26 protein-coding genes are annotated in these 26,256 nt (G+C 70.7%); 20 read left to right on the top strand and 6 right to left on the bottom strand.

From position 1 onward, the window contains the following. Positions 1-17: 17 nt before the first annotated feature. The gene (locus tag AB7I40_RS05600) at positions 18-920 is read right to left on the bottom strand and encodes an HAD family hydrolase (protein WP_428344061.1); all 903 of its coding nucleotides are present in this window, start codon (positions 918-920) and stop codon (positions 18-20) included. Between the two features lie 41 nt (positions 921-961). Here AB7I40_RS05600 and AB7I40_RS05595 point away from each other — a divergent pair, with 41 nt between their 5' ends. The 7 genes from AB7I40_RS05595 to hemB all read left to right on the top strand — a co-directional run bounded on the left by AB7I40_RS05595 (position 962) and on the right by hemB (position 8,610). Further along, positions 962-2,521, top strand: coding sequence for a class I adenylate-forming enzyme family protein (locus AB7I40_RS05595; RefSeq protein ID WP_428344060.1), 1,560 nt, complete (start codon positions 962-964; stop codon positions 2,519-2,521). Further along, positions 2,518-2,757: a glutaredoxin family protein gene (locus tag AB7I40_RS05590; protein ID WP_428344059.1), complete on the top strand. Its 240-nt coding sequence runs from the start codon at positions 2,518-2,520 to the stop codon at positions 2,755-2,757. The genes AB7I40_RS05595 and AB7I40_RS05590 overlap by 4 nt, the downstream gene beginning before the upstream one ends. Positions 2,758-3,004: 247 nt before the next feature. Beyond that, entirely contained in the window at positions 3,005-3,712 is a 708-nt protein-coding gene (locus AB7I40_RS05585; protein ID WP_428344058.1) for a redox-sensing transcriptional repressor Rex, read from the top strand. Then, on the top strand, positions 3,709-5,004 hold the full coding sequence (locus tag AB7I40_RS05580; RefSeq protein ID WP_428344057.1) for a glutamyl-tRNA reductase: 1,296 nt from the start codon (positions 3,709-3,711) through the stop codon (positions 5,002-5,004). Before AB7I40_RS05585 ends, AB7I40_RS05580 begins: the two co-directional genes overlap by 4 nt. After that, complete coding sequence (hemC, locus tag AB7I40_RS05575) at positions 5,001-5,951, top strand: hydroxymethylbilane synthase (protein ID WP_428344056.1); 951 nt, start codon at positions 5,001-5,003, stop codon at positions 5,949-5,951. The genes AB7I40_RS05580 and hemC overlap by 4 nt, the downstream gene beginning before the upstream one ends. Next, positions 5,948-7,648, top strand: a complete 1,701-nt coding sequence (locus AB7I40_RS05570; RefSeq protein WP_428344055.1) for a uroporphyrinogen-III synthase — start codon at positions 5,948-5,950, stop codon at positions 7,646-7,648. The genes hemC and AB7I40_RS05570 overlap by 4 nt, the downstream gene beginning before the upstream one ends. Further along, positions 7,645-8,610 (top strand): porphobilinogen synthase, encoded by a 966-nt coding sequence (hemB, locus tag AB7I40_RS05565; RefSeq protein WP_428344054.1) that lies wholly within the window; start codon positions 7,645-7,647, stop codon positions 8,608-8,610. Before AB7I40_RS05570 ends, hemB begins: the two co-directional genes overlap by 4 nt. Here the strand turns inward: hemB and AB7I40_RS05560 are convergent. Beyond that, the gene (locus AB7I40_RS05560) at positions 8,603-10,261 is read right to left on the bottom strand and encodes an AbgT family transporter (protein WP_428344053.1); all 1,659 of its coding nucleotides are present in this window, start codon (positions 10,259-10,261) and stop codon (positions 8,603-8,605) included. The two genes, hemB and AB7I40_RS05560, sit on opposite strands and share 8 nt — an antisense overlap. Before the next feature lie 141 nt (positions 10,262-10,402). Here AB7I40_RS05560 and hemL point away from each other — a divergent pair, with 141 nt between their 5' ends. The 6 genes from hemL (at position 10,403) to ccsB (ending at position 16,273) form a co-directional block, all read left to right on the top strand. Continuing rightward, positions 10,403-11,749 (top strand): glutamate-1-semialdehyde 2,1-aminomutase, encoded by a 1,347-nt coding sequence (gene hemL, locus AB7I40_RS05555; protein WP_428344052.1) that lies wholly within the window; start codon positions 10,403-10,405, stop codon positions 11,747-11,749. Continuing rightward, positions 11,746-12,420 (top strand): histidine phosphatase family protein, encoded by a 675-nt coding sequence (locus AB7I40_RS05550; protein WP_428344051.1) that lies wholly within the window; start codon positions 11,746-11,748, stop codon positions 12,418-12,420. Before hemL ends, AB7I40_RS05550 begins: the two co-directional genes overlap by 4 nt. A gap of 104 nt (positions 12,421-12,524) precedes the next feature. Further along, positions 12,525-12,980, top strand: coding sequence for a TlpA disulfide reductase family protein (locus AB7I40_RS05545; protein WP_428344050.1), 456 nt, complete (start codon positions 12,525-12,527; stop codon positions 12,978-12,980). After that, positions 12,973-13,728, top strand: a complete 756-nt coding sequence (locus tag AB7I40_RS05540; RefSeq protein ID WP_428344049.1) for a cytochrome c biogenesis CcdA family protein — start codon at positions 12,973-12,975, stop codon at positions 13,726-13,728. Before AB7I40_RS05545 ends, AB7I40_RS05540 begins: the two co-directional genes overlap by 8 nt. Next, positions 13,725-15,287: a cytochrome c biogenesis protein ResB gene (gene resB, locus AB7I40_RS05535; RefSeq protein WP_428344048.1), complete on the top strand. Its 1,563-nt coding sequence runs from the start codon at positions 13,725-13,727 to the stop codon at positions 15,285-15,287. Before AB7I40_RS05540 ends, resB begins: the two co-directional genes overlap by 4 nt. Beyond that, entirely contained in the window at positions 15,284-16,273 is a 990-nt protein-coding gene (ccsB, locus tag AB7I40_RS05530) for a c-type cytochrome biogenesis protein CcsB (RefSeq protein ID WP_428344047.1), read from the top strand. The genes resB and ccsB overlap by 4 nt, the downstream gene beginning before the upstream one ends. A gap of 107 nt (positions 16,274-16,380) precedes the next feature. On the opposite strand, the gene AB7I40_RS05525 is transcribed toward ccsB, so the two are convergent. Continuing rightward, the gene (locus AB7I40_RS05525) at positions 16,381-16,605 is read right to left on the bottom strand and encodes a hypothetical protein (RefSeq protein ID WP_428344046.1); all 225 of its coding nucleotides are present in this window, start codon (positions 16,603-16,605) and stop codon (positions 16,381-16,383) included. 55 nt (positions 16,606-16,660) lie between these two features. On the opposite strand from AB7I40_RS05525, the gene AB7I40_RS05520 reads away from it, so the two are divergent. Together AB7I40_RS05520 and AB7I40_RS05515 are read left to right on the top strand one after the other, a co-directional pair. Continuing rightward, positions 16,661-16,918 (top strand): DUF4229 domain-containing protein, encoded by a 258-nt coding sequence (locus AB7I40_RS05520; RefSeq protein WP_428344045.1) that lies wholly within the window; start codon positions 16,661-16,663, stop codon positions 16,916-16,918. Beyond that, positions 16,908-18,026, top strand: a complete 1,119-nt coding sequence (locus AB7I40_RS05515) for a PLP-dependent cysteine synthase family protein (RefSeq protein ID WP_428344044.1) — start codon at positions 16,908-16,910, stop codon at positions 18,024-18,026. The genes AB7I40_RS05520 and AB7I40_RS05515 overlap by 11 nt, the downstream gene beginning before the upstream one ends. Here AB7I40_RS05515 and AB7I40_RS05510 read toward each other — a convergent pair. The 3 genes from AB7I40_RS05510 to AB7I40_RS05500 form a co-directional block, all read right to left on the bottom strand. Beyond that, complete coding sequence (locus AB7I40_RS05510) at positions 18,007-18,138, bottom strand: hypothetical protein (protein WP_428344043.1); 132 nt, start codon at positions 18,136-18,138, stop codon at positions 18,007-18,009. The two genes, AB7I40_RS05515 and AB7I40_RS05510, sit on opposite strands and share 20 nt — an antisense overlap. Before the next feature lie 61 nt (positions 18,139-18,199). Further along, positions 18,200-19,075: a 1,4-dihydroxy-2-naphthoate polyprenyltransferase gene (locus AB7I40_RS05505; RefSeq protein WP_428344042.1), complete on the bottom strand. Its 876-nt coding sequence runs from the start codon at positions 19,073-19,075 to the stop codon at positions 18,200-18,202. A gap of 9 nt (positions 19,076-19,084) precedes the next feature. Then, entirely contained in the window at positions 19,085-19,540 is a 456-nt protein-coding gene (locus AB7I40_RS05500; RefSeq protein ID WP_428344041.1) for a GNAT family N-acetyltransferase, read from the bottom strand. A 38-nt stretch (positions 19,541-19,578) separates the two neighbouring features. Here AB7I40_RS05500 and AB7I40_RS05495 point away from each other — a divergent pair, with 38 nt between their 5' ends. The 5 genes from AB7I40_RS05495 to AB7I40_RS05475 all read left to right on the top strand — a co-directional run bounded on the left by AB7I40_RS05495 (position 19,579) and on the right by AB7I40_RS05475 (position 26,240). Further along, entirely contained in the window at positions 19,579-20,559 is a 981-nt protein-coding gene (locus tag AB7I40_RS05495; RefSeq protein ID WP_428344040.1) for an AMP-binding protein, read from the top strand. After that, positions 20,556-21,506, top strand: a complete 951-nt coding sequence (locus tag AB7I40_RS05490) for an o-succinylbenzoate synthase (RefSeq protein ID WP_428344039.1) — start codon at positions 20,556-20,558, stop codon at positions 21,504-21,506. Before AB7I40_RS05495 ends, AB7I40_RS05490 begins: the two co-directional genes overlap by 4 nt. After that, entirely contained in the window at positions 21,503-23,119 is a 1,617-nt protein-coding gene (menD, locus tag AB7I40_RS05485; RefSeq protein WP_428344038.1) for a 2-succinyl-5-enolpyruvyl-6-hydroxy-3-cyclohexene-1-carboxylic-acid synthase, read from the top strand. The genes AB7I40_RS05490 and menD overlap by 4 nt, the downstream gene beginning before the upstream one ends. A gap of 68 nt (positions 23,120-23,187) precedes the next feature. Next, the gene (locus AB7I40_RS05480) at positions 23,188-25,218 is read left to right on the top strand and encodes a PKD domain-containing protein (RefSeq protein WP_428344037.1); all 2,031 of its coding nucleotides are present in this window, start codon (positions 23,188-23,190) and stop codon (positions 25,216-25,218) included. A 110-nt stretch (positions 25,219-25,328) separates the two neighbouring features. Continuing rightward, the gene (locus AB7I40_RS05475) at positions 25,329-26,240 is read left to right on the top strand and encodes a helix-turn-helix transcriptional regulator (RefSeq protein ID WP_428344036.1); all 912 of its coding nucleotides are present in this window, start codon (positions 25,329-25,331) and stop codon (positions 26,238-26,240) included. The last annotated feature ends 16 nt before the right edge of the window (positions 26,241-26,256 follow it).

Raw genomic sequence — 26,256 nt, 5'->3', positions numbered from 1 at the left:
CCTCCCTCGACGGGGGATCAGCCCTGGCGGCGTCCTTTGACAGCCAGGCCGGCGGCCACGGCACCACTGACCGCGCCCGCGACCGCCGCCACCCCGAGGCCGAACCTGGCTGCCTTGCGTCCGGTCCGGTAGTCGCGGATCCGCCAGCCCTGCTCCTTGGCGTGGGCGCGCAACCGGGAGTCGGGATTGATCGCACAGGGGTCGCCGACCATGGTCAGCATCGGCAGGTCGTTGAAGGAGTCCGAGTACGCCGAGCATCGGCTCAGGTCGAGCTGCTCGCGGATGGCCAGGGCCTTGACCGCCTCGGACTTGGCCGGACCGTGCAGCATCTCGCCCACCAGCTGCCCGGTGTAGACGCCGTCGACGTGCTCGGAGACCGTGCCCATCGCGCCGGTGAGACCGAGGCGCCGGGCGATGATGTTCGCGATCTCGATCGGTGCCGCGGTGACCAGCCACACCCGCTGGCCCTGGTCGAGGTGCAACTGGGCGAGCGCCCTGGTGCCCGGCCAGATCCGGTGGGCCATCATCTCGTCGAAGATCTCCTCGCCGAGCTCCTCCAGCTCCTGGACGGTGTGTCCGGCGATGAAGCTGAGGGCCGAGTTGCGGGCCTCGGCGACGTGTTCGGGGTCCTCGACCCCGACGACCCGGAAGTACATCTGCTTGTAGGCCGCCCCGAGGATGTCGCGGGTGGTGAAGAAGTTGCGGCGGTGCAGCCCGCGGGCGAGATGGAAGATGCTGGCACCCTGCATCACGGTGTTGTCCACGTCGAAGAAGGCCGCAGCCGTGGGGTCGGCGGCGATGTCGAGCGCACTCTCCACCTCGGCAGCCGAGGCGGCCGCCTCCCCGGCCAGTGTCGAGCGCCGGCGCAGGTCCTGGCGAGCGCTGGGGCGGCCCGGTTGGTGGCGCGGCGGCGGGTTCACGTCTTCACACTAGTGGTGTGGACGTGTGGAAGTATCTGCCCATGGCTGACTTCTCCGGTGTTGCCGACCTGCTGGGCCGCGCCGCCGCTGAGCATCCTGACAAGCGCGCTCTGGTCGAGGGCGGGGGGCGCACCCGCACGTGGGGTGAGCTCGACGACGACGTGCACCGGTTCACCGCCGGACTGGGCGCGGCAGGACTCGTGGCCGGCTACCGGGTGATGATCGTGCTGGGCAACCGCATCGAGTTCGTCGTGGCCTACCTCGGCATCCTGCGCTCGCAGACCGTCGCCGTACCGGTCAACCCCCGCTCCTCGGTGGACGAGCTCAACCGGATGCTGGCCGACTCAGGGGCCCGGATGGTGATCGCCGACCCCGACACGGTCCTCGCCGTGCGCGCGGCGGTGGCCCAACTGCCCGAGGAGGGCCTGCGCCCCCGCGTCGTCGTCGTGGGCGCCACCCTGCAACCCGGCGAGCGGTCCTGGGACCATCTCGTGGCCAGTCACGGGGCGGCGATCCCCGAGGTGCGGGACTCCGAGTCCCTGGCGGCCCTGCTCTACACCAGCGGCACCTCGGGTCGACCGCGCGCGGCGATGCTCAGCCACCGCGCGCTGCTGGCCAACGTGGAGCAGGTGGCCGCGATCGAGCCGCCGATGATCGGTCCCCAGGACATCGTGCTCGGGGTCCTGCCCCTGTTCCATGTCTATGGCCTGAACGCGATGCTCGGCGTGGTGCTGCGCCAGGGTGCCTGCCTGGTGCTGCTGGAGCGGTTCGACCCCCAGTCGGCCCTGGACCTGATCGCGGCCGAGCAGTGCACCGTGGTGCCGGTGGCGCCACCGGTCTTCGCGCACTGGCTGCCGATCGAGGACCTCGGCTCCCGCCTCGGATCGGTGCGCCTGATGCTGTGCGGCTCGGCCCCCCTGTCTCCCGAGGTCGCCGACCGGTTCACCGCGGCGACGTCCATCCCGGTGCACCAGGGCTACGGACTCACCGAGGCCGCCCCGGTGGTCACCAGCACCCTGTGCAGTGACCAGGTCCAGTCAGGCTCCGTGGGGGCAGCGCTGCCCGGGGTCTCGATCCGGCTGGTGGATGACGACGGTCGCGCGCCGGAGGGCGGAGATCCGGGGGAGATCCTCATCGCCGGGGACAACCTCTTCAGCGGCTACTGGCCCGACGGCACGGAGGGACCCGACGCCGAGGGCTGGTGGGCCACCGGGGACGTGGGCTTCCTCGACCCCTCCGGTGACCTCTTCCTGGTCGACCGGATCAAGGAGCTGGTGATCGTCAGCGGCTTCAACGTCTATCCCTCCGAGGTCGAGGACGTCATCCGCGAGGTCGACGGCGTCGACGGTGCGGCCGTCATCGGCGTCGCCGACGAGCTGACCGGCGAGGCCGTGGTCGCCTACGTGACCGGCGCGGATCCCGACGACCACCTCGTCGACCTGGTCCGCGCGCACTGCGCTGTCCGGCTGGCCAGGTTCAAGCAGCCCAGCCGCGTCGAGCTGGTCGAGGAGCTCCCACTCACCGGGACCGGCAAGGTGCAGAAGGGACGGCTGCGAGCGGCCGAGCGGCGGCGCGGCGTACCGCTGCTGGAGGACGAGTGAGCAGCCGCGTCACGCTCTACACACGACCCGGCTGTCACCTGTGTGACGACGCCCGCGCGGTCATCGAACGGGTGTGCGCCGAGCTCGGGGAGACCTACGAGGAGATCAGCATCGCCGGGGTCGAGGACCTCGAGCAGAAGTTCGGCGAGGAGATCCCGGTGACCCTCGTCGATGGCCGCCAGCACGACTTCTGGCGGGTGGACGAGACCCGGTTGCGCACAGCCCTGACCGGCTGATTCCCTGTGCCTGAGGAGTCCGTGCCCACCCCGCTGCGGTGAGGATTGTCACCCGTGGTAGCCATCGGCACCATACGGCACGCTCGCCAGTTTGTTCTCACGTTCACAAACTTCTACAGTGGGCTGGCCGCGATGGCCACCCCAGTCACCATCCCAGACACCATCGCCGGCTCTGGAGACGAGAGCATTGACCGCACGGACGCCAGCTACCGGGACCCCCCACGGGGGCGTGCCGATCGGATCCGACGTGTCTGCCGACCTCACGCCCGGCCGGGACATTCCCGAGGCCACCGTGGCCCGCCTGCCGATCTACCTGCGCGCCCTGACCTCGCTGTCCGACGCCGGCACCGGCACCTGTTCCAGTGAGGAACTGGCCGTGGCCACGGGCGTCAACTCCGCCAAGCTGCGCAAGGACCTCTCCTACCTCGGCTCCTACGGCACCCGCGGCGTCGGCTACGACGTCGACTACCTGCGCTACCAGATCGCCCGCGAGATCGGGCTGACCCAGGACTGGCCGGTCATCATCGTGGGGATCGGGAACCTGGGCCACGCCCTGGCCAACTACTCCGGCTTCCGCAGCCGCGGCTTCCGGGTCGTGGCCCTGCTCGACGCCGACCCAGCCCGCACCGGGGCAGTGGTGGCGGACGTGCCGGTCCGCTCCTTCGACGAGCTGGCCGAGATCGTCGCCGAGCAGTCGGTCTCCATCGGGGTGATCGCCACTCCGGCGGCTGCGGCCCAGGAGGTCTGCGACGACCTGGTGAAGGTGGGGATCACCAGCATCCTCAACTTCGCCCCCACCGTGCTCGCCGTGCCCGACGGCGTCGACGTCCGCAAGGTCGACCTGTCCATCGAGCTGCAGATCCTGGCGTTCCACGAGCAGCGCAAGGCCGCACCCGAGGACGCCACCCAGCAGCGCTCACGTCGGCCAGCCGCCGTCCAAGGGGAGTCGGCATGAGCGTTCTCGTGGTCGGGGTCTCGCACCGTTCAGCCCCTCTCGACGTGCTCGAACAGCTCGCCCTGGACTCCGATGGCGTCCGCAAGCTGCTCATCGACGTCGCCGAGACCGCCCACGTCACCGAGGCCACCGTGCTGGCCACGTGCAACCGGCTCGAGATCTACACCGAGGTGGACCGGTTCCACGGATCGGTCGAGGCGATCTCCCGGCTGCTGTGCCAGCGCTCCGAGCTGCAGACCGACGACCTGATCCCGCATCTCTACGTGCACTATGACGACGGCGCCGTCTCCCACCTGTTCAAAGTCGCCTCCGGGCTGGACTCCATGGTCATGGGCGAGGGCCAGATCCTCGGCCAGACCCGAGGTGCGCTGCGCCTCGGGCAGGAGCAGGCCACCGTCGGCCCCGCCCTCAACGTGCTGTTCCAGCAGGCCCTCCGGGTGGGCAAGCGGGCACACGCCGAGACCGATGTGGACCACGCCGCCCCCTCGTTGGTGACCGCCGCGCTGGACCGCTGCGTCGAGGAGATCGGCCCGATCGCCGGCCTGCGCGCCGTGGTGGTGGGCGCCGGCACGATGGCTGGGCTCGCCACGGCCACCCTGTCGCGCCTGGGCGCCGTGGACATCGCCGTGGTCAACCGCACCGCAGGCAACGCCAAGCGTCTCGCCGGCGAGTACGCCGCCCGCTCGGTCGCCCTCACCGAGCTCGACCGGGAGCTGGCGCTGGCCGACGTCGTCATCTCCTGCACCGGTGCGACCGGGATCATCCTGTCGCGCGACCAGGTGGCCGAGGCCCGTCTCGGCGCCACCCGCCCACTGGCCGTCATCGACCTGGCACTGCCCCACGACGTGGAGCCCGAAGTGGGCGACCTGCCTGGGGTCACCGTCATCGGCCTGCGCCGCCTGGCCGAGGACCTCGCGGGTCATCCGGCCAGCGGTGAGGTCGACGGGGTCCGGCGCATCGTCGCCGAGGAGATCCAGGTCTTCAGCTCCGCCCGCAGGCAGGCCAGCGTGACGCCCACGCTGGTGGCCCTGCGCTCGATGGCCACCGGTGTGGTCGAGTCGGAGATCCAGCGGCTCATCAGCCGCCTGCCCGACCTTGACGACGCCTCGCGTGCCGAGATCGAGATGGCCGTGCGCCGGGTCGCCGACAAGCTGCTCCACCAGCCCACGGTGCGCGTCAAGCAACTGGCCAACGAGACCGGCGCGGTGTCCTACGCAGCGGCCCTGCGCGAGCTCTTCGCCCTCGATCCCGAGGCCGTCGACGCCGTGACCAGTCCGGACGGTCGAACATGATCCGCCTCGGGACCCGGGCCTCACTGCTCGCGCGCACCCAGTCCCAGCTCGTGGCCGACCTGATCACCGAGCGGATGGGGGTCGAGGTCGAGCTCGTCGAGGTCTCCACCACCGGCGACCGGACCGCAGCGCCCCTGTCCCAGCTCGGCGGCACCGGCGTCTTCGTCAGCGCGCTGCGCGATGCACTGCTGCGCGGCGAGGTGGACGTCTGCGTGCACTCCCTCAAGGACCTGCCCACCGGCCCCGCGGCCGGGGTCACGCTGGCCGCCGTACCCGCCCGCGCGGATGCGCGCGACGTCCTGGTCGCCCGGGACGGTCTCACGCTCGGCGAGCTGCCGGTCGGCAGCAAGGTCGGCACCGGCTCACCTCGGCGGGCCGCCCAGCTGCACGCACTCGGGCTCGGACTGGAGATCGTCGACATCCGCGGCAACGTCGACACCCGGTTGCGCAAGGTCAGCGAGGGCGAGGTCGACGCAGTGATCCTGGCCCGGGCCGGGCTCGACCGGATCGGTCGTGCCGCCGCCGTCACCGAGACCCTCGACCCCCTCCAGATGCTCCCGGCCCCCGGCCAGGGCGCGCTGGCCGTCGAGTGTCGCAGCACCGACGAGGTGCTGGCCAAGGACTTGTGCGCCGCCCTCGAGGACCCGCACACCCGGGTCGCCGTCGACGCGGAGCGATCTCTGCTCGCCACCCTGGAAGCCGGGTGCGCGGCACCGGTCGGAGCCCTGGCGGAGGTCGTGGAGGGTGAGGACGGCGACGAGCTCTGGATCAGGGCCGTGGCCCTCTCGCCGGACGGGACGCTGTCGATCCGCAACTCCCACACGGGACTTCCCCACGACGCCGCGGGCGTCGGGCGCCAGCTCGCCGAGGACCTCCTCGCCGACGGCGCCGCCCAGCTGATCATCATGACCCACACCGAACCACCAGCTAGAAGGCAGCAGGCATGACTGGACGCACCACCAGCCCGGTTCCGAGCACCTCCGCAACCGGCGCACCGACAACACCTCGCGGTTGGGTCTCCTTCGTGGGAGCCGGCCCCGGAGACCCCGACCTGCTCACGCTGCGGGCCGCCGAACTGCTGCGCGCCGCCGACGTGGTGATCACCGAGGGCCCTGAGCACGCCGCCCTCGTGCGCACCCTCCTCGGTCTCCCGGCGCCCACCATCGTGGTGGACGAGCATGGCACCGAGTCGGTCGAGACCGGGTGCGGCCCCGACTTCGTCGACGGCGGCTTCGGCACCGACGGTCAGCCGTTGACCCATGCCGCGCGCGCCAAGGTGGTCGTCAAGCACGCCAAGAGCGGCCGGGCCGTGGTCCGCCTCATGAACGGTGACCCGTTCCTCTACGCCTCCGGACCCGAAGAGGCCCAGGCCTGCGTCAAGGCCGGGGTCGGTTTCGAGATCGTGCCCGGCGTCTCCTCCGTGCACGCGGTGCCGGCCTACGCCGGGATCCCGCTGACCACGAAGAACAACCGCGAGGTCGCCGTGGTGACCTGTGGCGACAAGGTCGACTGGAGCAAGTACGGCGACGACCGCACGCTGGTCCTCCTGTCCGGCGTCGGCACGATCCGGGAGAACGCCGCCGCACTGATCGAGGCCGGTCGTTCGCCGCGCACGCCGGTCGCCATGACCACCGTCGGCACCACCACCGCCCAGTCGACGATCACCTCCACGCTCGAGCACATCGCCGACGAGGCCCGCGCCGCCAAGATCACGCCGCCGGCGATCACCGTGGTCGGCGACGTCGTCGACCTGCGCGAGACCCTGTCGTGGTTCGAGACCAAGCCGCTGTTCGGCTGGCGGGTCCTGGTGCCGCGCACCAAGGAGCAGGCCGCCTCGCTCTCGCAGCGCCTGCGTGGCTACGGCTCGGTGCCCGAGGAGGTGCCGACCATCTCGGTCGAGCCGCCCCGCAACCCCCAGCAGATGGACAAGGCCGTGCGCGGTCTGGTCGAGGGCCGTTACGAGTGGATCGCCTTCACCTCGGTCAACGCGGTGCGCGCCGTGCGCGAGAAGTTCGAGGAGTACGGCCTCGACGCCCGCGCCTTCTCCGGGCTGAAGATCGCCGCGGTCGGCGAGAAGACCGCAGCGGCCATCGCCGACTGGGGCCTGCGTGCCGACCTGGTGCCCTCCGGTGAGCAGTCGGCTGCCGGACTGCTCGAGGTCTGGCCCGAGTTCGACCGGCTGCTGGACCCCATCAACCGGGTGTTCCTGCCGCGCGCCGACATCGCCACCGAGAACCTGGTGGCCGGCCTGATCGACCTCGGCTGGGAGTGTGACGACGTGACGGCCTACCGCACGGTGCGGGCCACGCCGCCGCCGGCCGCCACCCGCGATGCCATCAAGAGCGGCAAGTTCGACGCCGTCGTCTTCACCTCCTCCTCGACGGTGCGCAACCTGGTCGGCATCGCCGGCAAGCCGCACACCTCCACGGTGATCGCCGTGATCGGTCCGGCCACGGCCAAGACCGCCGAGGAACACGGCCTGCGCGTCGACGTGATGGCCCCTTCGCCGTCGGTCGAGGTGCTCGTCGAGGCGCTCGCCGACTTCGGCGCCAGCCGGCGCTCGGCGCTGCTCGAGGCCGGCCAGTCCGTCACCCGACCCTCCGAGCGCAAGTCGTCGGCCCGGCGCAAGGTCCGAGCCGAGTGATCATCCGGCCGCGGCGGCTGCGACGTACCTCTGCCCTGCGGCGGATGGTGCGCGAGACGTCCCTGGCGCCGGGGCAGCTGGTGCTGCCGTTGTTCGTGCGCGAGGGCCTGACCGAGCCGCAACCGATCTCCTCGATGCCCGGCGTCGTCCAGCACTCCCGGTCCTCCCTGCTCGGCGCGGTGGACTCAGCCGCGCAGGCGGGGCTGGGCGGCGTGATGTTGTTCGGCATCCCGGAGCACAAGGATGCGGTCGGGTCGGGTGCGCTCGACCCAGCAGGCATCCTCAACCTGGCCATCGCCGACGTGGTCGCCGAGGTCGGGGACGCGCTGACGGTGATGAGCGACCTGTGCCTCGACGAGTTCACCGACCACGGTCACTGTGGCCTGTTGACCGCCGACGGCCGGGTCGACAACGACGCCACCCTGGAGGTGTACGCCGAGATGGCGCGCGCCCACGCCGCGGCCGGCGTCGACATGGTGGGACCCAGCGGCATGATGGACGGGCAGGTCGCCGTCGTGCGGGCTGCGCTCGACGGAGCCGACCACCAGGACGTGTCGATCCTCGCCTACTCCGCGAAGTACGCCTCGGCTTTCTACGGCCCGTTCCGCGAGGCCGTGGACTCCTCCCTCGAGGGTGACCGGCGCACGTATCAGCAGGACGCGGGCAATGCCGTCGAGGGCGTGCGCGAGGCCCTGCTCGATGTCGCCGAAGGGGCGGACATCGTGATGGTCAAGCCCGCGCTCGGGTATCTCGACGTCGTACGCCGGGTGCGGGACGCCGTGGACGTGCCGGTCGCGGCGTACAACGTCTCGGGCGAGTACTCCATGGTCGAGGCCGCCGCGGCCAACGGCTGGATCGACCGCGAGGCCGCCATCCTCGAGACCCTCACCTCGATCCGCCGTGCCGGAGCCGACGTCATCCTCACCTACTGGGCTGCCGAGGCTGCTGACCTGCTCAGGTGAGGTGCACCGGCGAGCCGGGACCGAGTGGGATCGCGAGCAGGTACCACGCGATGAAGAACAGGATCCAGGTCACCAGGACCACGACGGTGTAGGGGATCATCATCGCCACCACCGTGCCCATCCCCGCGCGGGCGCGGTAGCGCTGGCACACCAGGATGATGAACGGCAGGTAGACCATCAGCGGCGTGATCACGTTGGCCGGCCCGTCGCCCACCCGGTAGGCGGCGATCACGGTCTGCGGAGCGATGCCCAGGTTGTAGAACAGCGGGATGAAGATCGGGGCGATGATCGCCCACTTCGGGATCACCCCGGGCATGATGATGTCGATCACGAACACCAGCAGGATGAAGCCGACGAGCAGGGGCAGGGCCCCGATGTCGGCCCGCCCGAGCAGGTCGGCCAGCTGGGTCGCCGCGATCGCGGAGATGTTGGAGTAGTTGAAGAAGGCGATGAACTGGGCGATCAGCAGCATCAGGAAGATCAGGCCGCCCAGGCCGTTGAAGGTCTTCACGATCGCGTTGATCACGTTGGTGCTGCCTGTCAGGCTGCCGGCGCCCTTGCCGTAACCGAGTCCCGCTGCCAGGAACAGCATCGAGATGATGAACAGCAGGCTGCTCATGAACGGTGAGTTGCCGAAGATCTCGCCGGTGTCGGGGTTGCGCAGGGGTGCGCCCGGGATGGCGGTGAGCGCGGTGATGATCGCGACGGCGACCAGCAGGTAGATCAGCGAGAGCCGCAGGCCCCGAGACTCGTGGGCGAGCTCGTCCCCGCTGGGGACGTGGTCGACCGGTGCGTCCGCCGGGCGTTCCGCGGGGTCCCACGTGCCCAGTCTCGGCTCCACGAACCGTTCGGTGAGGATGGTCATCACGAAGGCCACGAAGATCGTCGACACGATCGAGAAGTAGAAGTTGTGGGTCACGTTGAGCTGGTCGGCCTGGGGCGCGACGCCGCCCATGATCTCGTTGGTGACCTCGGTGATGATGCCGTCGGCAGGGGTGATCAGGATGTTGACGAAGAAGGCGGCGCTCACCCCGGCGTACGCCGCCGCGATGCCGGCCAGGGGGTGCCTGCCCAGGCTTGCGAACGCCGCCGCCCCCAGGGGGATGAGCACCAGGTAGCCCGCGTCCGAGGCGACGCTCGAGATCCCGCCGAGCAGCACGATGATGAAGGTGATCGCCTTGGCCGGCGCCACCTGCACCATCTTGCGGATCAGGGCAGCGATCAGTCCGGCCTCCTCGGCGACGCCGACGCCGATCATGGCGACCAGGATGACCGCGACCACTCCGAAGTCGTTGAAGTTCTGGACCGCCGTGGTGAAGATGTAGCGGATCCCGTCCCCGCTGAGCAGGCTCTTCGCCTCGATCGTCTCGGTCTTCAGCTCGTAGTCGGGGACGGCGACCTCGGGGTCGTGCTCGAGCGACGGGTTCGTCGTTCCGCCCTCGTACTCCTGACTGACCGTGGTCGACTCGGGCTCGGCCACCTCGGTGGTGACGCTCACGTCGGCCCAGGCCAGCACCGCGGAGAGCACGATCACTCCGACGATGAGACCGAGGAAGATGATCGCGGGGTGCGGGACCTTGTTGCCCACCCGCTCGATCCAGCCGAGGAAGCCGCTCGAGGCGCTCTGGTCCTCGGCGGCCGCGGCACTCATCGGGCGCCCCGGTGTCGAGACGTCGCATCGGCCAGGCACTCACTGGTTCCCATCGCCACCTCCAGGTCGAAGCTGTCAGGATTCTAGGCCAGCCGGCTCCCCGATTGGCGGGCGTTTGAGGGTCTCCGCGAGAATGGCCCGGTGACCTTCTCGACCGCGCGCTCGAGCGCGCTCTTCGACCGCGCGTGGGCCGTGACACCCGGGGGCGTGAACTCGCCCGTGCGGGCGTTCAACGCGGTCGGGGGCACGCCACGCTTCATCGAGTCCGCCGCGGGAGCCTGGCTGCGTGACGTCGACGGCAACGAGTACGTCGACCTGATCTGCTCGTGGGGTCCGATGCTGCTGGGGCACGCCCACCCGGAGGTGCAGGCAGCGGTGGCCACAGCGGTCGCCCGCGGCACGTCCTACGGCACACCGACGGTCCCCGAGGTGGAGCTCGCCGAGGAGATCGTCGCGCGCACACCGGTCGACAAGATCCGCTTCGTCTCCTCCGGCACCGAAGCCACGATGTCCGCGATCCGCTTGGCCAGGGGATTCACCGGCCGCGACGTGATCGTCAAGTTCGCCGGTTGCTACCACGGTCACGTGGACTCCCTGCTGGCCAGCGCCGGGTCGGGCCTGGCCACCCTGGGACAGCCACAGGACATCGCGTTCGCCACCCCTGGCACGCCCGGCGTACCCGCCTCCTCGACCGAGCTCACCCTCGTCCTGCCCTACAACGACACCGATGCCGTCGAGAAGGCGTTCGCCGACCACGGCGACCGCATCGCCTGCCTGATCACCGAGGCCGCCCCCGGCAACATGGGCGTCGTGCCGCCGGCGCCGGGCTTCAACCGGTTCCTGGCCACCATCTGTGCCGCCAACGGTGCGCTGTTCGTCTCCGACGAGGTGATGACGGGCTTCCGGGCCAGCAGACTCGGCCAGTGGGGCCTCGACGGCGCCGTCGAGGGCTGGCAGCCCGACCTGATGACCTTCGGCAAGGTGATGGGTGGCGGGTTCCCCGCGGCCGCCTTCGGCGGGCGGGCCGACGTGATGTCACAGCTGTCGCCCGAAGGTCCCGTCTACCAGGCCGGCACGCTGTCGGGGAACCCCATCGCCACCACCGCCGGTCTGGCCACGCTCCGACTGGCCACCGACGAGGTCTACGAGCGCATCAGCACGGCCGGGGAGACCATCAAGGAGGCGTGCGCGGCCGCGCTGACCGCAGCCGGCGTACCCCACGTGGTCCAGGCGAGCGGGACCATGTTCTCGGTGTTCTTCACCGACCAGCCGGTCCGCGACTTCGACGATGCCCAACGCACCGACACCGCCGCTTATCGTGGCTTCTTCCATGCCATGCTCGACCGGGGCGTCTACCTGCCGCCGTCGGCCTACGAAGCCTGGTTCCTGTCCTCGGCCCACGACGACCGGGCCGTCCAGACCGTGCTCGACGCCCTGCCTGCTGCGGCCAGCGCCGCAGCCCACTCCGCCCTCGAGGGGACCCGATGACCGACAAGACCACCGTCCACCTGCTGCGCCACGGCGAGGTGCACAACCCGAGCGGCATCCTCTACGGCCGGATGCCCGGCTTCCATCTCTCCGAGCTCGGCAAGGAGATGGCGGTCAAGGTCACCGACGCCATCAAGGACCGCGACATCGTGCACCTGCGGGTCTCCCCGCTGGAGCGTGCCCAGGAGACCGCCCGCCCCCTCGCCGAGGCACGCGGCCTGGAGATCGTCACCGATCCGAGGGTGATCGAGTCCGGCAACGTCTTCGAGGGCAAGCCGTTCGCGGTCGGCGACGGTGTCCTGCGCAAGCCGTCCACGTGGCGCCACCTCTGGAACCCGTTCACACCCTCGTGGGGCGAGCCCTACAAGGAGGTTGCGGCGCGGATGATGGCCGCGGTCCACGACGCCCGTGACCAGGCGCGCGGCCACGAGGCCGTGATCGTCTCCCACCAGCTGCCGATCTGGATCACCCGGCTGCACGCGGAAGGTCGTCGGTTCGTCCACGATCCGCGCAACCGGCAGTGCACGCTGTGCTCGCTGACCTCGTTCAACTTCACCGACGACCGCCTCACGTCGGTGTCGTTCTCCGAGCCGGCCGGCGACCTGATCCCGGTGAAGGACAAGAAGGCCCCGTTCTCCGCAGGTGGCGCTCCCGAGGAGCGCCGGCCCTGAAGGTCCCCCTCGCTCTGCTCTGTGCCTGTCTGCTGCTGCTGACGGGCTGCACGTCGTCTGAGAAGACCGGCGACAAGGGCTACATCAGCGGCGACGGCTCAGTCGTGCAGTACGACGCCACCGACCGCGGCGACCCGATCGACCTCACCGGCGAGACGCTGGAGGGCGAGTCGTTCGACGTGGCCGACCTGCGCGGCAAGGTCGTGGTGGTCAACGTGTGGTGGTCCGCCTGCGCCCCGTGCCGGTTGGAGGCGCCCATGCTGGTAGGCGCTGCGGCGCAGACGGCAGCCGACGCGGACTTCGTCGGGGTCAACATCCGCGACAACAGCGCAGAGCCCGCCCTGGCCTTCGACACGACGTTCGGGGTCACCTACCCCTCCATCTACGACCCGACCGGCAAGGCGCTGCTCGCGTTCGCCGGCAAGGTCAACCTGCAGGCCGTCCCGACCACGGTCGTCCTCGACCGTGAGGGTCGGATCGCCGCGACCATCTCGGGCGCCATCCCCTCCCAGCTGACCTTGACCGACGTGATCGACGATGTGGCGGGCCAGGATGGATGACTTCCTCCGGGAGTCGGCCAGCTCCAGCTCCCTGCTGTTGGCGGTCCCGATCGCGCTGGTCGCCGGGCTGGTGTCCTTCTTCTCGCCGTGCGTGATCCCGCTGCTGCCCGGCTACCTCTCCTACGCCACCGGGCTGTCGGGCGCCGACATCGCCAGCGGCGATGCCCGACGCGGCCGGATGCTGGCCGGAGCCCTGCTGTTCGTGCTCGGGTTCACCGTGGCCTTCGTGCTGCTCGGCGCCTTCTTCGGCGCGGCCGGCACCTGGCTCTACGTCAACCGGCGCCTGTTCTCGGTGATCCTCGGTGTCCTCTCGATCATCCTCGGCCTCGCCTTCCTCGGCCTGGTCCCCTGGCTGCAGCGTGACGTGCGGGTGCACAAGGTCCCGGCCGTCGGGCTGGCGGCCGCACCGCTGCTCGGCTTCCTGTTCGGCGTCGGCTGGTCGCCCTGCGTGGGACCCACCCTCGGCGGCATCCTCACCCTGGCCGCCAACGAGGGCAGCCCCGGACGCGGGGCCGTCTTGCTGGCCTTCTACTCCCTCGGTCTCGGCCTGCCGTTCATCGTGGCCGCCCTCGCCTGGCGTCGCTCGCTGGTCGCCTTCGCCTTCCTGCGGCGCCACATGGTGTGGATCACCCGGGTCGGCGGCGTGATGATGATCCTGGTCGGCGTCCTCCTGGTCACCGGATGGTGGGACTACGTCGTCACCTGGCTCCAGGTCCAGCTCGCCCCGATCTGGGCGGTCGGCCTGTGACCGCACCCGCTCCCGAGCGCCGCGCGGGGGAGCTCAACCTGCGTGAGCTCCTGCGCTGGGCCTGGCGCCAGCTCACCTCCATGCGCACCGCCCTGATCCTGCTGCTCCTGCTGGCGCTCGCCGCGATCCCCGGCTCAGTCATCCCGCAGTCCAACATCGACGCCCTCAAGACCTCGAACTGGCAGGACGCCCACCCCAAGCTGACCCCGGTCTACGAGAAGCTCCAGCTCTTCTCGGTCTACGACTCGCCCTGGTTCTCGGCCATCTACATCCTGCTCGTGCTGTCCCTGGTCGGCTGCATCATCCCGCGCTGCTTCGTCTACGCGCGGGCGATCCGCAACAAGCCGCCCGCCGCACCTCGCAACCTCAGTCGCCTCGCCGATCACACCAGCTGGAGCACCACCGAGGAACCCGACGAGGTGCTGGCCCGCGCTGCCGTCGTACTCAAGAAGCGCCGCTACCGGGTCGTGCCCGCCTCAGCCTCAGCCTCAGCCTCGGGAGACGCGGTGAGTGCGGAGAAGGGCTACCTGCGCGAGGTCGGCAACCTGCTGTTCCACCTGTCGGTGCTGATCGTGCTGGTGGGCTTCGCCGCAGGAGGTCTCTTCGGCTACAAGGGCGGCGTGATCGTCGTCGAAGGCGGCGGCTTCAGCAACCTGCTCAACCAGTACGACGACTACGACCCGGGCAGCCTGTTCGACCCCGACAGCATGGAGCCCTTCTCCTTCGACATCGAGAAGTTCGACGCCCAGTGGCTGGTCAGCGGGCCCCGTGCCGGGATGGCCTACAAGTTCGTGTCGCACCTGAGGTACCAGGAGAGCCCGGACTCCCCGGAGAAGACCTACGACCTCCGGGTGAACCATCCGCTCAAGATCGGCAGCACCGAGATCTTCCTGATCGGACACGGCTACGCCCCCAGCTTCACGATCACCGACGGGGACGGCAACGCCACCTCGACCGGCCCCGTGGTGTTCCTGCCGCTCGACCAGACGTTCCGCTCGATCGGCGTGGTGAAGGACCCCGACGCCAGCCCGAAGCAGATCGGGCTGGAGGGGGAGTTCTACCCGACCTACGCCACCAACGCCGAGGGCTTCCCGTTCTCGGCCTTCGGCAACGCCCTGGACCCACGGGTCTCGCTGCTGGCCTACGTCGGTGACCTCGGCCTCGACGACGGCGTACCGCAGTCGGTCTACTCGCTGCGCAAGGACGGGGTGGAGCTCCTGCACCGCCCCAACGGCAAGATCTTCCGGCTCGACCTGCAGGTCGGTCAGACGATGAAGCTCCCCGACGGCATGGGCAGCGTGCGCTTCGACGGTTTCCAGCGCTGGAACAAGATCCAGATCAGCCGTACGCCGGGCACCCACGTCGCGCTGGCCGGCGTGCTCCTGGCCCTGCTCGGACTGATGGGGTCGCTGTTCATCCGCCCCCGACGTGTCTGGCTCAGGGTGCGCAGGGAAGATGGAGTCACCCTGGTCGAGCTGGCAGGTCTCGACCGTTCCGGTGGCGGAGATACGCTCGCGGAGTTGGAGGCCCTTCGGGCCCTGGTGGAGGAGAAGCGATGACCGACGCAGCATGGGAGCAGCTCAGCGACCAGGCGGTGGCCATGTGCGGCCTGGTCTACTTCCTGGCCCTGCTCGCCCACCTCGTCGAGTGGTCGATGCTGCGCAAGGTGCCCGTGGAGATCGCGGTCCGGGAGTCGGTCACGGCCGGCGGCGGGTCCGCAGAGCCCCCCACCGCGGCCTCGGTGACCCCGGAGCGGACCGCGAAGATCGCGATGTTCGGACGCTTGGGCGTGCTGCTCACCATCATCGCCGTGGGCCTGCACTTCGTGGCCCTGCTCGGGCGAGGCATGGCCGCCGACCCGAACAGGGTGCCGTGGGGCAACATGTACGAGTTCACGATGGCGGGAGCGTTCGTCGTGGCGTTCCTCTACCTGGCGATGTACCGGCGCCTGCAGCTGTCCTGGCTGTCCCCGCTGGTGCTCGGCTTCGTGGTCGCCGTCCTGATGATCGACGTGATCTGGCTCCACGAGCGGGTCGCGCCCCTGACCGAGGCGCTGTCGTCGTACTGGCTGGTCATCCACGTCGTGTCCGCCGTCATCGCCACCGGAGCGTTCACGCTGGGCGGGATGACCTCCGCGCTCTACCTCATCAAGGCTCGCCGGCCCGATCGCACCACCGGCTACATCGCCCGGCTCCCCGAACTGCGCGACCTCGACCGGATCTCCTACCGGCTGCACGCCTTCGGTTTCCCCATCTGGACCTTCGCGGCCCTGATCACCGGCCCGATCTGGGCACACGAGGCGTGGAGCTCCTACTGGAACTGGGACCCCAAGGAGGTGTGGGCCTTCATCACCTGGGTGGTCTACGCCGCCTACCTGCACGCCCGATCCACCGCCGGCTGGAAGGGCCGCAACGCCGCCATCCTGGCCCTGGTGGGCCTGGCGACGCTCTGGTTCAACTTCATCGGCATCAACTACTTCTCCACCACCAGCCAGCACTCCTACGCGGCCCCTGCGGTGGCCCCGGTGGTGCCTGGCAGGCTGTAGGTGGATCTCGCAGGTTTCACCGGTCGACCGGTGAAACTCGCGGTTGTCAGCGTTCGCAACGGCTGACAACCGCGGCCAATCCCTGACCAGCTCGTGGAAGCCGGAGCTCAGGCGGGCGGATCGTCCTTGGGGTGTCGCCGCTTCTTGTTCAGGCCCCAGATGAAGTCGGGGTCGTCATCAGGTCCCAGTGGGCGACCCGGCGCGGGACCGGAGGGCCGTGCCGGACCGGTTCCTCGCGAGCCCGGTCGGCTGATGCCCCGGCGCTCGATGACGCGCACCAACACGTAGACCGCCGCGGCGATCAACAACAAGACGATCACGAACTTTCCCACACCCCAAGGATAGGTGGCCTCCGGTTGCGCTCGGGCGGCGCTCTAGTCTGGTGGCGTGAAGGAGTTCGTGATCTACACCGTCTTGCGCATCATCCTGTTCTTCGGCGCCCTCGCGGTGGTGGTCGGCATCTGGCTGCCGCTCGGTGAGGTCCAGCTGACGTGGGCCATCGTGATCGCCGTACTCGTGTCCGGAGTCGGGTCCTACTTCATCCTCCGGCCCTTCCGCGAGCGGTTCGCCCACGTCGTGGAGCGGCGTGCCGAGCGGGCCTCGGCGGCGTTCGAGGAGATGAAGGCGAAGGAAGATGCCGACTGAGGGCTTCGACCGCTCCGACCCCGCCGGCCGCGCCTGGGTGCATGAGGCGATCCGCAAGGTCCAGGCCGACGCCAACCGATCTGCCGACACCCACCTCCACGTCTTCCCGTTGCCGGCCGAGTGGGGCATCGACCTCTACCTGAAGGACGAGTCGGTGCATCCGACCGGCTCCCTCAAGCATCGCCTGGCCCGGTCCTTGTTCCTCTACGGACTCTGCAACGGCTGGATCGGCGCGGAGACCACCATCATCGAGGCCTCCTCCGGCTCCACCGCGGTCTCGGAGGCGTTCTTCGCCCGGATGCTGGGGCTGCCGTTCGTCGCCGTGATGCCCCGCTCGACCTCCCAGGAGAAGGTCGACCTGATCACCTTCTACGGTGGGCGGTGCCACTTCGTGGACTCGCCCGCCACGATGTACGCCGAGGCGCAGCGACTCGCCGACGAGACCGGCGGGCACTACCTGGACCAGTTCACCTACGCCGAGCGCGCCACGGACTGGCGCGGCAACAACAACATCGCCGAGTCGATCTTCGAGCAGCTGTCCCACGAGCGCCATCCGGTTCCGGCCTGGATCGTCGTCGGGGCCGGGACCGGGGGCACCTCGGCGACCATCGGCAGATACCTGCGCTACCAGCGTCACGACACCCGGCTGCTGGTGGTCGACCCGGAGAACTCAGCGTTCTACCCGGGCTTCTGCGAGACCGACGACACCGTGACCACCCTGGTGCCGAGCCGTATCGAGGGGATCGGACGCCAACGCGTGGAGCCGTCGTTCCACGCATCGGTGGTCGACGCCATGATGTCCGTGCCCGACGCCGCCTCGATCGCGGCGGCCCGGTGGTGCTCGGCGCGGACGGGGCTCAGTGTCGGCGGCTCCACGGGCACCGCCCTCTGGGGCGCCCTGCACCAGATCGCGGCGATGCGGGCGGCCGGTGAGACGGGATCGGTCGTGACGTTGATCTGCGACGGCGGCGAGCGCTACACCCGCACCTACTTCGATGACACGTGGCTGGCCGCCCAGGGCATCGACATCGCGCCATGCCTGGCCACGCTCGAGACCTTCGCCGACACCGGCGAGTGGGGCGACGTACTCAGTCCTTGCGACGGTTGAGGCGACGCTCGATGCGGCTCTCGGGCTGACCCAGGAGCTTGGCCAGCAGCGGCACACGGAACCGGTAGGCGACCACGCCGAGCACGATGAGAAGCACGATGAACCAGAACATGGCCCCAGCCTACGTCGACCCCCGCAACGTCATCGTTCCTGGTTGCTCCAGCCGCCAGCTGCTATGACGTCAGGAAGAGCGGGACCGCGACGCCCGCCGCCCAGAGCAGCTGCGCCACCCCGGTCAGCTGCAGCACCGGGATGAGGGCCGGGCCGACCGCTCCCGAGAGCACGATCCGCAGCGCGCCAGCACTGCGCGCCAGGAACAGCAACCCGAACAGCGCCCACCACGTGGTGGTGGCCGCCAGCGCCACGACGGCGAACGCCGCAGCCAGGGTCAGCAGGGCGTAGAGACCGCGGGTCCGCTCGGGGCCGAGGACGACCGCCAACGTCTGCTTGCCCACCTCCCGGTCGGTGGGGATGTCGCGCAGGTTGTTGACCACGAGCAGGGCACAGGCCAGCGCCCCGATCCCCACGCCGGCATACAGGGCGGGCAGGTCGAAGGACTCGGTCTGCACGTAGGCCGTGCCGATCACCGCCACCAGCCCGAAGAAGACGAAGACCATCACCTCGCCGAGCCCGAGATAGCCGTACGGGCGCTTCCCGCCGGTGTAGAACCAGGCCGCCAGGATGCAGAGGACCCCGACCGCGACCAGCCACCAGGCGGTGGTGATCGCCAGGACCAGGCCCGCGAGCGCGGCCACCGCAAAGGCCCCGAAGGCGGCGAGCTTGACCGAGCGTGCGGTGGCGGCCCCGGAGCCGACCAGGCGCATCGGGCCGACGCGGGCGTCGTCGGTGCCCCGGATGCCGTCGGAGTAGTCGTTGGCGTAGTTGACGCCCACCTGGAGGGCGAGCGACACCACGAGTGCCAGCAGGGCCTTCCACCAGAGCGCCGAGTCGACGTACGCCGCCACCCCGGTGCCGGCGAGCACGGGGGCGACCGCGGCCGGCAGGGTGCGGGGGCGGGCGCCGGCGATCCAGTCAGCTGTGGTTGCCATCGACCAGATTCAAGCAGGCCGGTGCACCATGTCGACGTGCGGGATCCCGTCCTCGTCGTACGGCTCGCCGACGGCGACGAAGTCGTGCCCGGCATAGAAGTCCGTCAGGTGCGCCTGCGCCGACAGGGTGATCGGCGCACCGGGCCAGTGCTGGGCGCAGGACAGCAGGGCCCGGGTCATCAGTTGGCGACCGAGTCGCTGACCGCGCACGGACGACGACACGATCACCCGCCCGATCCGCACCGCCTCCGGGGCCGGGGCGAGCAGCCGCGCGTAAGCGACCAGCGTGCCGTCGTGCTCGGCGCCCAGGTGCCGGGTGGTCGGTGCCAGGTCGAGGCCGTCGATGTCCTGGTAGGCGCACTGCTGCTCCACCACGAACACCTGGTTGCGCAGGCGCAGCAGCGCGTGGAGCGCCGCGGCGGTCACCGCGTCACCGGCCACGTCGGACCAGTCCAAGGAGGTCATGGGGCGTCATTGAACCAGCCGGGGCTACCGTTCGTCGCGTGGAACTCCTGCGGCTCGGCGACCCGGCGCCTGACGCCGTCGACTCGCTGCGGTCCTGGCTGGAGGCCGCCGAACCGGCGCGGCTGCTGATCGAGACCTCCGGGTCGAGCGGGGTTCCCAAGCGGGTGGTGCTGAGCCGCGAGGCCGTGCTCGCCTCCGCCGAGGCCGCCCTGACCCGGTTGGGGGGACCCGGCCGATGGGTGCTGGCCCTCCCACCGGCGTACATCGCCGGAGTCCAGGTGATCGTCCGTTCGCTCCTGGCCGGCCACGAGCCGGTGCTGGGGCTCGACGAACCGGCGCCCGGCGACGGTCCCCTCTACACCTCGCTGGTCGCCACCCAGCTCCATCGCCTCCTGGAGACGGATCCAGGGCAGCTCGCTCGCTTCGACACCATCCTGCTCGGCGGTGGTCCGGTGGATCCCGAGCTGCGAGGCCGGGCCGAGGCCGCGGGCGCGCGCGTCGTGGCGACGTACGGCGCCAGCGAGACCGCCGGAGGGTGCGTCTACGACGGGTTGCCGCTGGACGGGGTGGAGGTCCGCATCGGCTCGGAGGCGCGGATCGCGCTGCGCGGGCCGATGCTCTTCGAGCGGTACGACGACGACCCGGAGCTGACCGCCCAGACCCTCGTCGACGGCTGGTTCCTCACCTCGGACCTCGGCAGCCTCGACGACGGGCGACTGCGGGTCCTCGGGCGCATCGACGACATCGTGATCAGCGGGGGCATCAAGGTCCCCACTCCTGCGGTCGCTGCTCGGCTCCGTCAGCATGCCGAGGTGCTCGACGCGGCCGTGGTCGGCGTACCGGACGAGGAATGGGGCCAGCGCGTCGTCGCGTTCGTGGTCGGCCCGCTCGGGCTCGACGCGGCCCGGGACTGGGTCAGTGCGGTCCATCCCCGCTCCTGGGCGCCTCGTGAGGTCCGCCGCGTCGACGCCCTCCCCCTGCTGCCGAACGGCAAGCTCGATCGACAGGCGCTGGTGTGAAGACCTTCTCGATCCCGATGCGCACCCGCTTCCGTGGCATCACCGTGCGCGAGGGCGTGCTGATCCGGGGTGCTGCCGGGTGGGGGGAGTGGAGCCCGTTCCTGGAGTACGACGCCGCGGTCGCCGAGCCCTGGCTGCGCTGCGCCGAGGAGGCAGCTGCCGGCGACTGGCCCGATCCGGTGCGCGACGTGATCCCGGTCAACGTGACGGTCGCGGCAGTCGGCCCGGTCCACGCCCACGAGATCGCCTCCGCGGGCGGCTGCGCCACCGCGAAGATCAAGGTCGCCGAGCCCGGGCAGGGTCTGGCCGAGGACCAGGCCAGGGTCGAGGCCGTCCGCGATGCGCTCGGCCCGGAGGGCCGGATCCGCGTGGACGCCAACGGCGGCTGGTCGGTCGAGGACGCCATCGGGGCCATCGCCGTGCTCGATCGGGCCGCGGGCGGACTGGAGTACGTCGAGCAGCCCTGCGCCAGTGTCGAGGAGCTGGCCGCGGTCCGCCGCGCGGTCGACGTGCCGATCGCTGCCGACGAGTCGATCCGCCGGGCCGCCGACCCCTACCGGGTCCGCGACCTGGAGGCCGCCGACATCGCCGTCCTGAAGGTGCAACCCCTCGGTGGGGTCCGAGCCTGCCTGCGGATCGCTGAGGACATCGGGCTGCCGATCGTGGTCTCGAGTGCCCTGGAGACCTCGGTGGGCATCGCGGCCGGCCTGGCGCTCGCCGGCGCGCTGCCCGAGCTGCCCTACGCGTGCGGGCTGGCCACCGTCCAACTGCTGACCGCCGACGTCACTCGCTCCCCGCTGCTGCCCGTCGGCGGTGTGCTCCGGCTCGCCGCGCCGGCGGTCGACGACGAGGCGATGGCCGGGGTGCAGGCCGAGCCCGGGCGCATCGCCCACTGGGAGCGGCGACTGGCCGAGGTCCGCTCGCTGCGACAGGATCGCCGATCATGACCAATCCCTCGACCGTGCTGGCCCGCGAGGTGGTGGCGGCGCTCATCGCGAGCGGCGTCCGCGACGTGGTGCTCGCGCCAGGATCGCGGAACGCGCCCTTGAGCTTCGCCGTCTACGACGCGGCAGCCGCGGGTGCGGTGCGGCTGCACACCCGCCTCGACGAGCGCAGCGCGGGCTTCCTCGCGCTCGGCCTTGCCAAGACCGGTCCGCCGGCAGCAGTCATGTGCACGTCCGGTACGGCGGCCGCCAACCTGCACCCCGCCGTACTCGAGGCTGCGCATGCCGGGGTCGGGCTCGTGGTCGTGACCGCCGACCGTCCAGCGCGGCTGCGAGGCACCAACGCCAACCAGACCACCGACCAGGTGCGGCTCTTCGGCGATGCCGCGCGGTTCGCGGACGTCAGCGCCGGCCCGGTGGACCTCGTCGCGGGCGGCGGGCCGTTGCATCTCAACGTGCAGTTCGACGATCCGCTGCTGCCCGAGGACCACTGGGTGCCCTCGGTGGGTTCCGGCTCGCAGGACTGGCGCCCGGGCCGTGTCCCTGGCGACGTGGTCACGATCCCCCGGGGACCGCGCACCGTCGTCGTGGCCGGTGATGACGCCGGCCCTCCGGCCAGAGTCCTCGCCGAGCGGGCGCACTGGCCACTGCTCGCCGAACCGTCGAGCGGCTCGCGCACCGGAGACAATGCGTTGCGCACCTATCGCCTCCTGCTCGAGACCGACCTCGGGGCCCAGGTCGAGCGCGTCGTCGTGTTCGGGCACCCGACCCTGTCGCGCCCGGTGATGCGGCTGCTGGGCCGCGACGATGTCGAGGTCTGGTCGGCCCCGGCTCGGGGACGATGGCCCGAGCGGCCCTTCAGTGTCGACCGCAGGTTCGGTCGGGCGGAGGTAGAGCTCCCCGACGACCCGGCCTGGCTGGAGGCTTGGCGTGGCGCCGACCGCGAGACGGCCGCCAGACTCGATGCGCTGCTGGCGGCCGAGGGCGAGCTCACCCCGCATCTGGTCGCCGGCGCCGTCGCCCGCGCGCTGCCGCCCGGAGGGTTGCTCGTGGTGGGTGCCTCGAGCCCGATCCGCGACCTGGACCTGATGGTGCCGCGCTACGAGGTCGGCGTGCACCGCAAGGTGATCGCCAACCGCGGCCTGGCCGGCATCGACGGCACCATCTCGGCCGCCATCGGCGCCTCCCTCGGCCGCACGGGCAGCACCAGGGCGCTGGCGCTGATGGGAGACGTCACGTTCCTGCACGACAGCAACGGGCTGGTGCTGGGGCCTGAGGAACCTCGCCCCGACCTCACCATCGTCGTGGTCAACGACGACGGCGGCTCGATCTTCGCGATGCTCGAGCAGGGAGCCGACGAGTACGCCGACCGCTTCGACCGGCTCTTCGCCACCCCGCACCGGGTCGACCTCGCGAGCCTGTGCGCGGCCACCAGGACCCCACACTGGCGGGTCAGCACCGAGGCGGAGCTCCAGCACGCCCTGGCCAACCCCAACGGAGGCATCGACGTGGTGGAGGCCGTCGTACGACGTGACAACCGCCGCGACCTCGACCGACGCATCCGCGCGCTGGCCACCACTCGACGCGGCGGCACTGGGGTCGGCAGGGGACGCTGACCCGTCCGGACTATTCCGGGTCCAGAGGTGTCGTCGTAGCGTGCCAAGGGACCGAGGGGACAATTGTGGTGAAAACACGCGCACGCTGGGCGAGGGTGGCGGCGTTCGCGCTCGTCGTGGCCTCCGCGCCTCTGTTGCTGACCAGTCCGGCCCGAGCGGCTGTCGCTCCGGGGACGCCGTACACCGTCGGGGAGAACGCGCTCGGCCAGCTCGGCAGCGGTCCCGGTGGCAGCCGGAGCCTGGCTGCCCCGCTGACCGGACTGGACGACGTGGTCGACCTGCACGGCGGCCGCGAGCACGTCGTGGCCCTGCGGGCAGGTGGCACCGTCACGACCTGGGGCAGCAACGACGTGGGACAGCTCGGGATCGGCGTCAACGGTGGCAGCCGGAACACCCCGCAGAGTGTGCCGGGCCTCAGCGGCGTCACCGCCGTCGCCACCGGCCACTACCACTCCCTCGCACTGCGCGACGACGGCTCCATCTGGACCTGGGGACTGAACGCCAACGGCCAGCTCGGAGACGGGACCACGACCAACCGCAACTCGCCGGTCAGGGTCTCCGGCACCGCGACGTACACCCACATCGCCGCCGGCCGCGACATGTCGTACGCCGTGCGGTCCGACGGCACCGTCTGGGCGTGGGGCCTCAACGGGGACGGGCAGCTGGGTGACGGCACCCTGACCCGTCGCCTCACCCCGGTGCGGGTCGGATCCCTCACCGACGTGGTGCGCATCGCCGGTGGACGTGACCACGGCCTCGCGGTGACCAGCACCGGAGCCGTATGGGCCTGGGGCTGGAACGCCTACGGCATGGTCGGTGACGGCACCACAGTCGACCGCACCAGCCCGGTCCAGGTCACCACCGGTGGCAGCTCGGTGACCGCCGGGGCGCACCACTCGATCCTGCTCAAGGCCGACGGCACCGTCTGGGCCTGGGGCCGCAACTACCGCGCCGAGCTCGGTGACGGTACGACGGTCAACCGCAGCAATCCCGTGCGGGTCGGCAACCTCACGGGCGTCACTGCCGTGGCCTCGGGGCGCGACCACGGGCTGGCCATGCTCGGTGACGGCACCGTGCGAGCCTGGGGCGACAACACCGACGGGCAGCTCGGTGACGGCACCACCACGCGGCGCTCGACGCCGGTGGTGATGGCCGGCGTCGCCGGCGCGACGATCGGCGGCGGAGGCTCGGGCTACTCGGTGGTGCTGGTCACCAGCGGCCCTGTCGCCAACCGGCCCCCCACCGCTGCCATCTCGTCGTCGTGCACCAGCCTGTCCTGCTCGTTCTCCTCGGCCGGGTCCACCGACTCCGACGGCACCATCGTCAGCCGTGAGTGGACCTTCGGTGACGGCGACACCAGCAGCCTGGCCAACCCCCCGCACACCTATGCCGCCTCGGGCAGCTACGTCGTGACACTGACCGTGACCGACGACGACGGCGACACCGGGACCGCCTCGCGCACCGTCGTCGTCTCCGACCTGCCCCCACCTGCGGTTGCCTACCGGGCCGGCGTGGTCAGCAACCGCAACGCGACCTCCAACTCGGTGACCGTGCCGGGCTCGGTAGCGGCTGGTGACCAGCTGCTGCTGTTCGTGGCCAACGCGGCCAACGTCACGGTCACCGGCCCAGCAGGCTGGACCCAGCTGGGCACCCGTGCCGACAGCGAACTCAGGGCGACGGTCTTCACCCACACCGCCACGGCGACCACTGCCGGGTCGAGGATCACCGTGGGCTACAGCGCCATGGTGAAGTCCGACCTCTCGCTGGTCGCTTACAGCGGGGCCGCGCCGGTCACGGTCACTGCCTCGGCCATCGAGCCCGGCACGAGCGCCGCCCACTCCTCGCCGGCAGTGAGCGTGGCTGCTCCCTCCACGGTGGTCTCCTACTTCGTCGACAAGTCGGCCGGGCACTCCGCGTGGGTGCTGCCCGGCACCGTGACAGGTCGCCTGGCCGGCGCCGGGAGCGGGTCGGGTCAGGTCGTCACCGCGACGGCCGACACGGCCGGAGTGGCGGCGGGGACCTGGCCCGGGGTCAGTGCCAACGCGGGAGTGGCTTCGGCGAAGGCCGTGTCCTGGTCGGTGGTCGTCCGCGGAGCGTGACCCGCGGTTCGCCCCTCCACGGGTACGACGGCCGTGGGCGCCGCATGGGGCATGATCGCTGAGCAAACAGGATCAAGCGGGCCTCGCTGCGGCGTCGCAGGATGAGTGGCATGAGCGTTGCCAGTGACACCTTCGTCGAGTTCGTCGACCAGCTCACCGCTGCCCTCGACGACCACGACGCCACCGGCGACGACCTGGCCGCACGGCTGCACTTCTCCCGGCACCACTTCGACCGGATGATCCGGTCGGTGGCGGGGGAGCCACCGCGTGCCCTGCGCCGCCGCATCCTGCTCGAACGGGCGGCGTACCGGATGATCACGACCCGAGCACCGCTGATCGACATCGCCGTCGAGGCGGGCTACGGGTCCCACGAGGCGTTCACGCGTGCCTTCAGCAAGGCGTACGGCGTGCCGCCCCGGGTCTGGCGCAAGCAGCCGGGCCGCACCCAGATCGCCGCTCCGAGCGGCGTGCACTTCCATCCGCCGGCCAGCCTGCGGCTGCCGGCCCGCGACAAGGTGACCTCCATGGAACTGATGACCACGATGATCGAGCACCACCTCTGGCTGACCGGTGAGATGGTCCGTGTCGCCGGCCGGCTCACCGACGAGCAGCTCGACCAGCCGATCGTGCTCGACGTCGACGACGACGAGCAGACCATCCGCTCGCTGCTCTCGAGGCTGATCGGTCAGCTCGGGATGTGGAACGCAGCCCTGGCCAGCCGCGACTACGACTGGTCCCTCGAGGACCACGAGTCGCTGGCCTCGATGCGCCGACGGCTCGACGTCGACGGGCCGGCGTACCTCGCCCATGTGCGCGACGTCGTTGCCAACGACCGTTTGGACGACACCTTCGTGGACGCCCTGTGCGACCCGCCGGAGGTGTTCACCTACGGCGGGATGATCGCCCACGTCCTCACCTTCGCCGCCCACCGGCGCACTCTGGTCGCGCTCGCGTTCGGGCGCCATGGTGTGGACGAACTGGGTTGGGGGGACCCGATGCTGTGGGTGGCCCGATCTGCCTGACCCCGACTCAACGTGG

The organism is Nocardioides sp. (genome assembly GCF_050246775.1).
In the GTDB taxonomy this organism is placed as follows: Bacteria; Actinomycetota; Actinomycetes; order Propionibacteriales; family Nocardioidaceae; genus Nocardioides.
This window is presented reverse-complemented; position numbering and strand designations above follow the sequence as displayed.

Excerpts from the sequence above, each read along its gene's own strand:
- AB7I40_RS05595 (WP_428344060.1), top strand. The coding sequence starts at position 962 with ATGGCTGACTTCTCCGGTGTTGCCGACCTGCTGGGCCGCGCCGCCGCT.
- AB7I40_RS05580 (WP_428344057.1), top strand. The coding sequence starts at position 3,709 with ATGAGCGTTCTCGTGGTCGGGGTCTCGCACCGTTCAGCCCCTCTCGAC.
- hemC (WP_428344056.1), top strand. The coding sequence starts at position 5,001 with ATGATCCGCCTCGGGACCCGGGCCTCACTGCTCGCGCGCACCCAGTCC.
- AB7I40_RS05570 (WP_428344055.1), top strand. The coding sequence starts at position 5,948 with ATGACTGGACGCACCACCAGCCCGGTTCCGAGCACCTCCGCAACCGGC.
- AB7I40_RS05560 (WP_428344053.1), bottom strand. The coding sequence starts at position 10,261 with ATGAGTGCCGCGGCCGCCGAGGACCAGAGCGCCTCGAGCGGCTTCCTC.
- AB7I40_RS05550 (WP_428344051.1), top strand. The coding sequence starts at position 11,746 with ATGACCGACAAGACCACCGTCCACCTGCTGCGCCACGGCGAGGTGCAC.
- AB7I40_RS05540 (WP_428344049.1), top strand. The coding sequence starts at position 12,973 with ATGGATGACTTCCTCCGGGAGTCGGCCAGCTCCAGCTCCCTGCTGTTG.
- ccsB (WP_428344047.1), top strand. The coding sequence starts at position 15,284 with ATGACCGACGCAGCATGGGAGCAGCTCAGCGACCAGGCGGTGGCCATG.
- AB7I40_RS05515 (WP_428344044.1), top strand. The coding sequence starts at position 16,908 with ATGCCGACTGAGGGCTTCGACCGCTCCGACCCCGCCGGCCGCGCCTGG.
- AB7I40_RS05510 (WP_428344043.1), bottom strand. The coding sequence starts at position 18,138 with ATGTTCTGGTTCATCGTGCTTCTCATCGTGCTCGGCGTGGTCGCCTAC.
- AB7I40_RS05505 (WP_428344042.1), bottom strand. The coding sequence starts at position 19,075 with ATGGCAACCACAGCTGACTGGATCGCCGGCGCCCGCCCCCGCACCCTG.
- AB7I40_RS05500 (WP_428344041.1), bottom strand. The coding sequence starts at position 19,540 with ATGACCTCCTTGGACTGGTCCGACGTGGCCGGTGACGCGGTGACCGCC.
- menD (WP_428344038.1), top strand. The coding sequence starts at position 21,503 with ATGACCAATCCCTCGACCGTGCTGGCCCGCGAGGTGGTGGCGGCGCTC.
- AB7I40_RS05475 (WP_428344036.1), top strand. The coding sequence starts at position 25,329 with ATGAGCGTTGCCAGTGACACCTTCGTCGAGTTCGTCGACCAGCTCACC.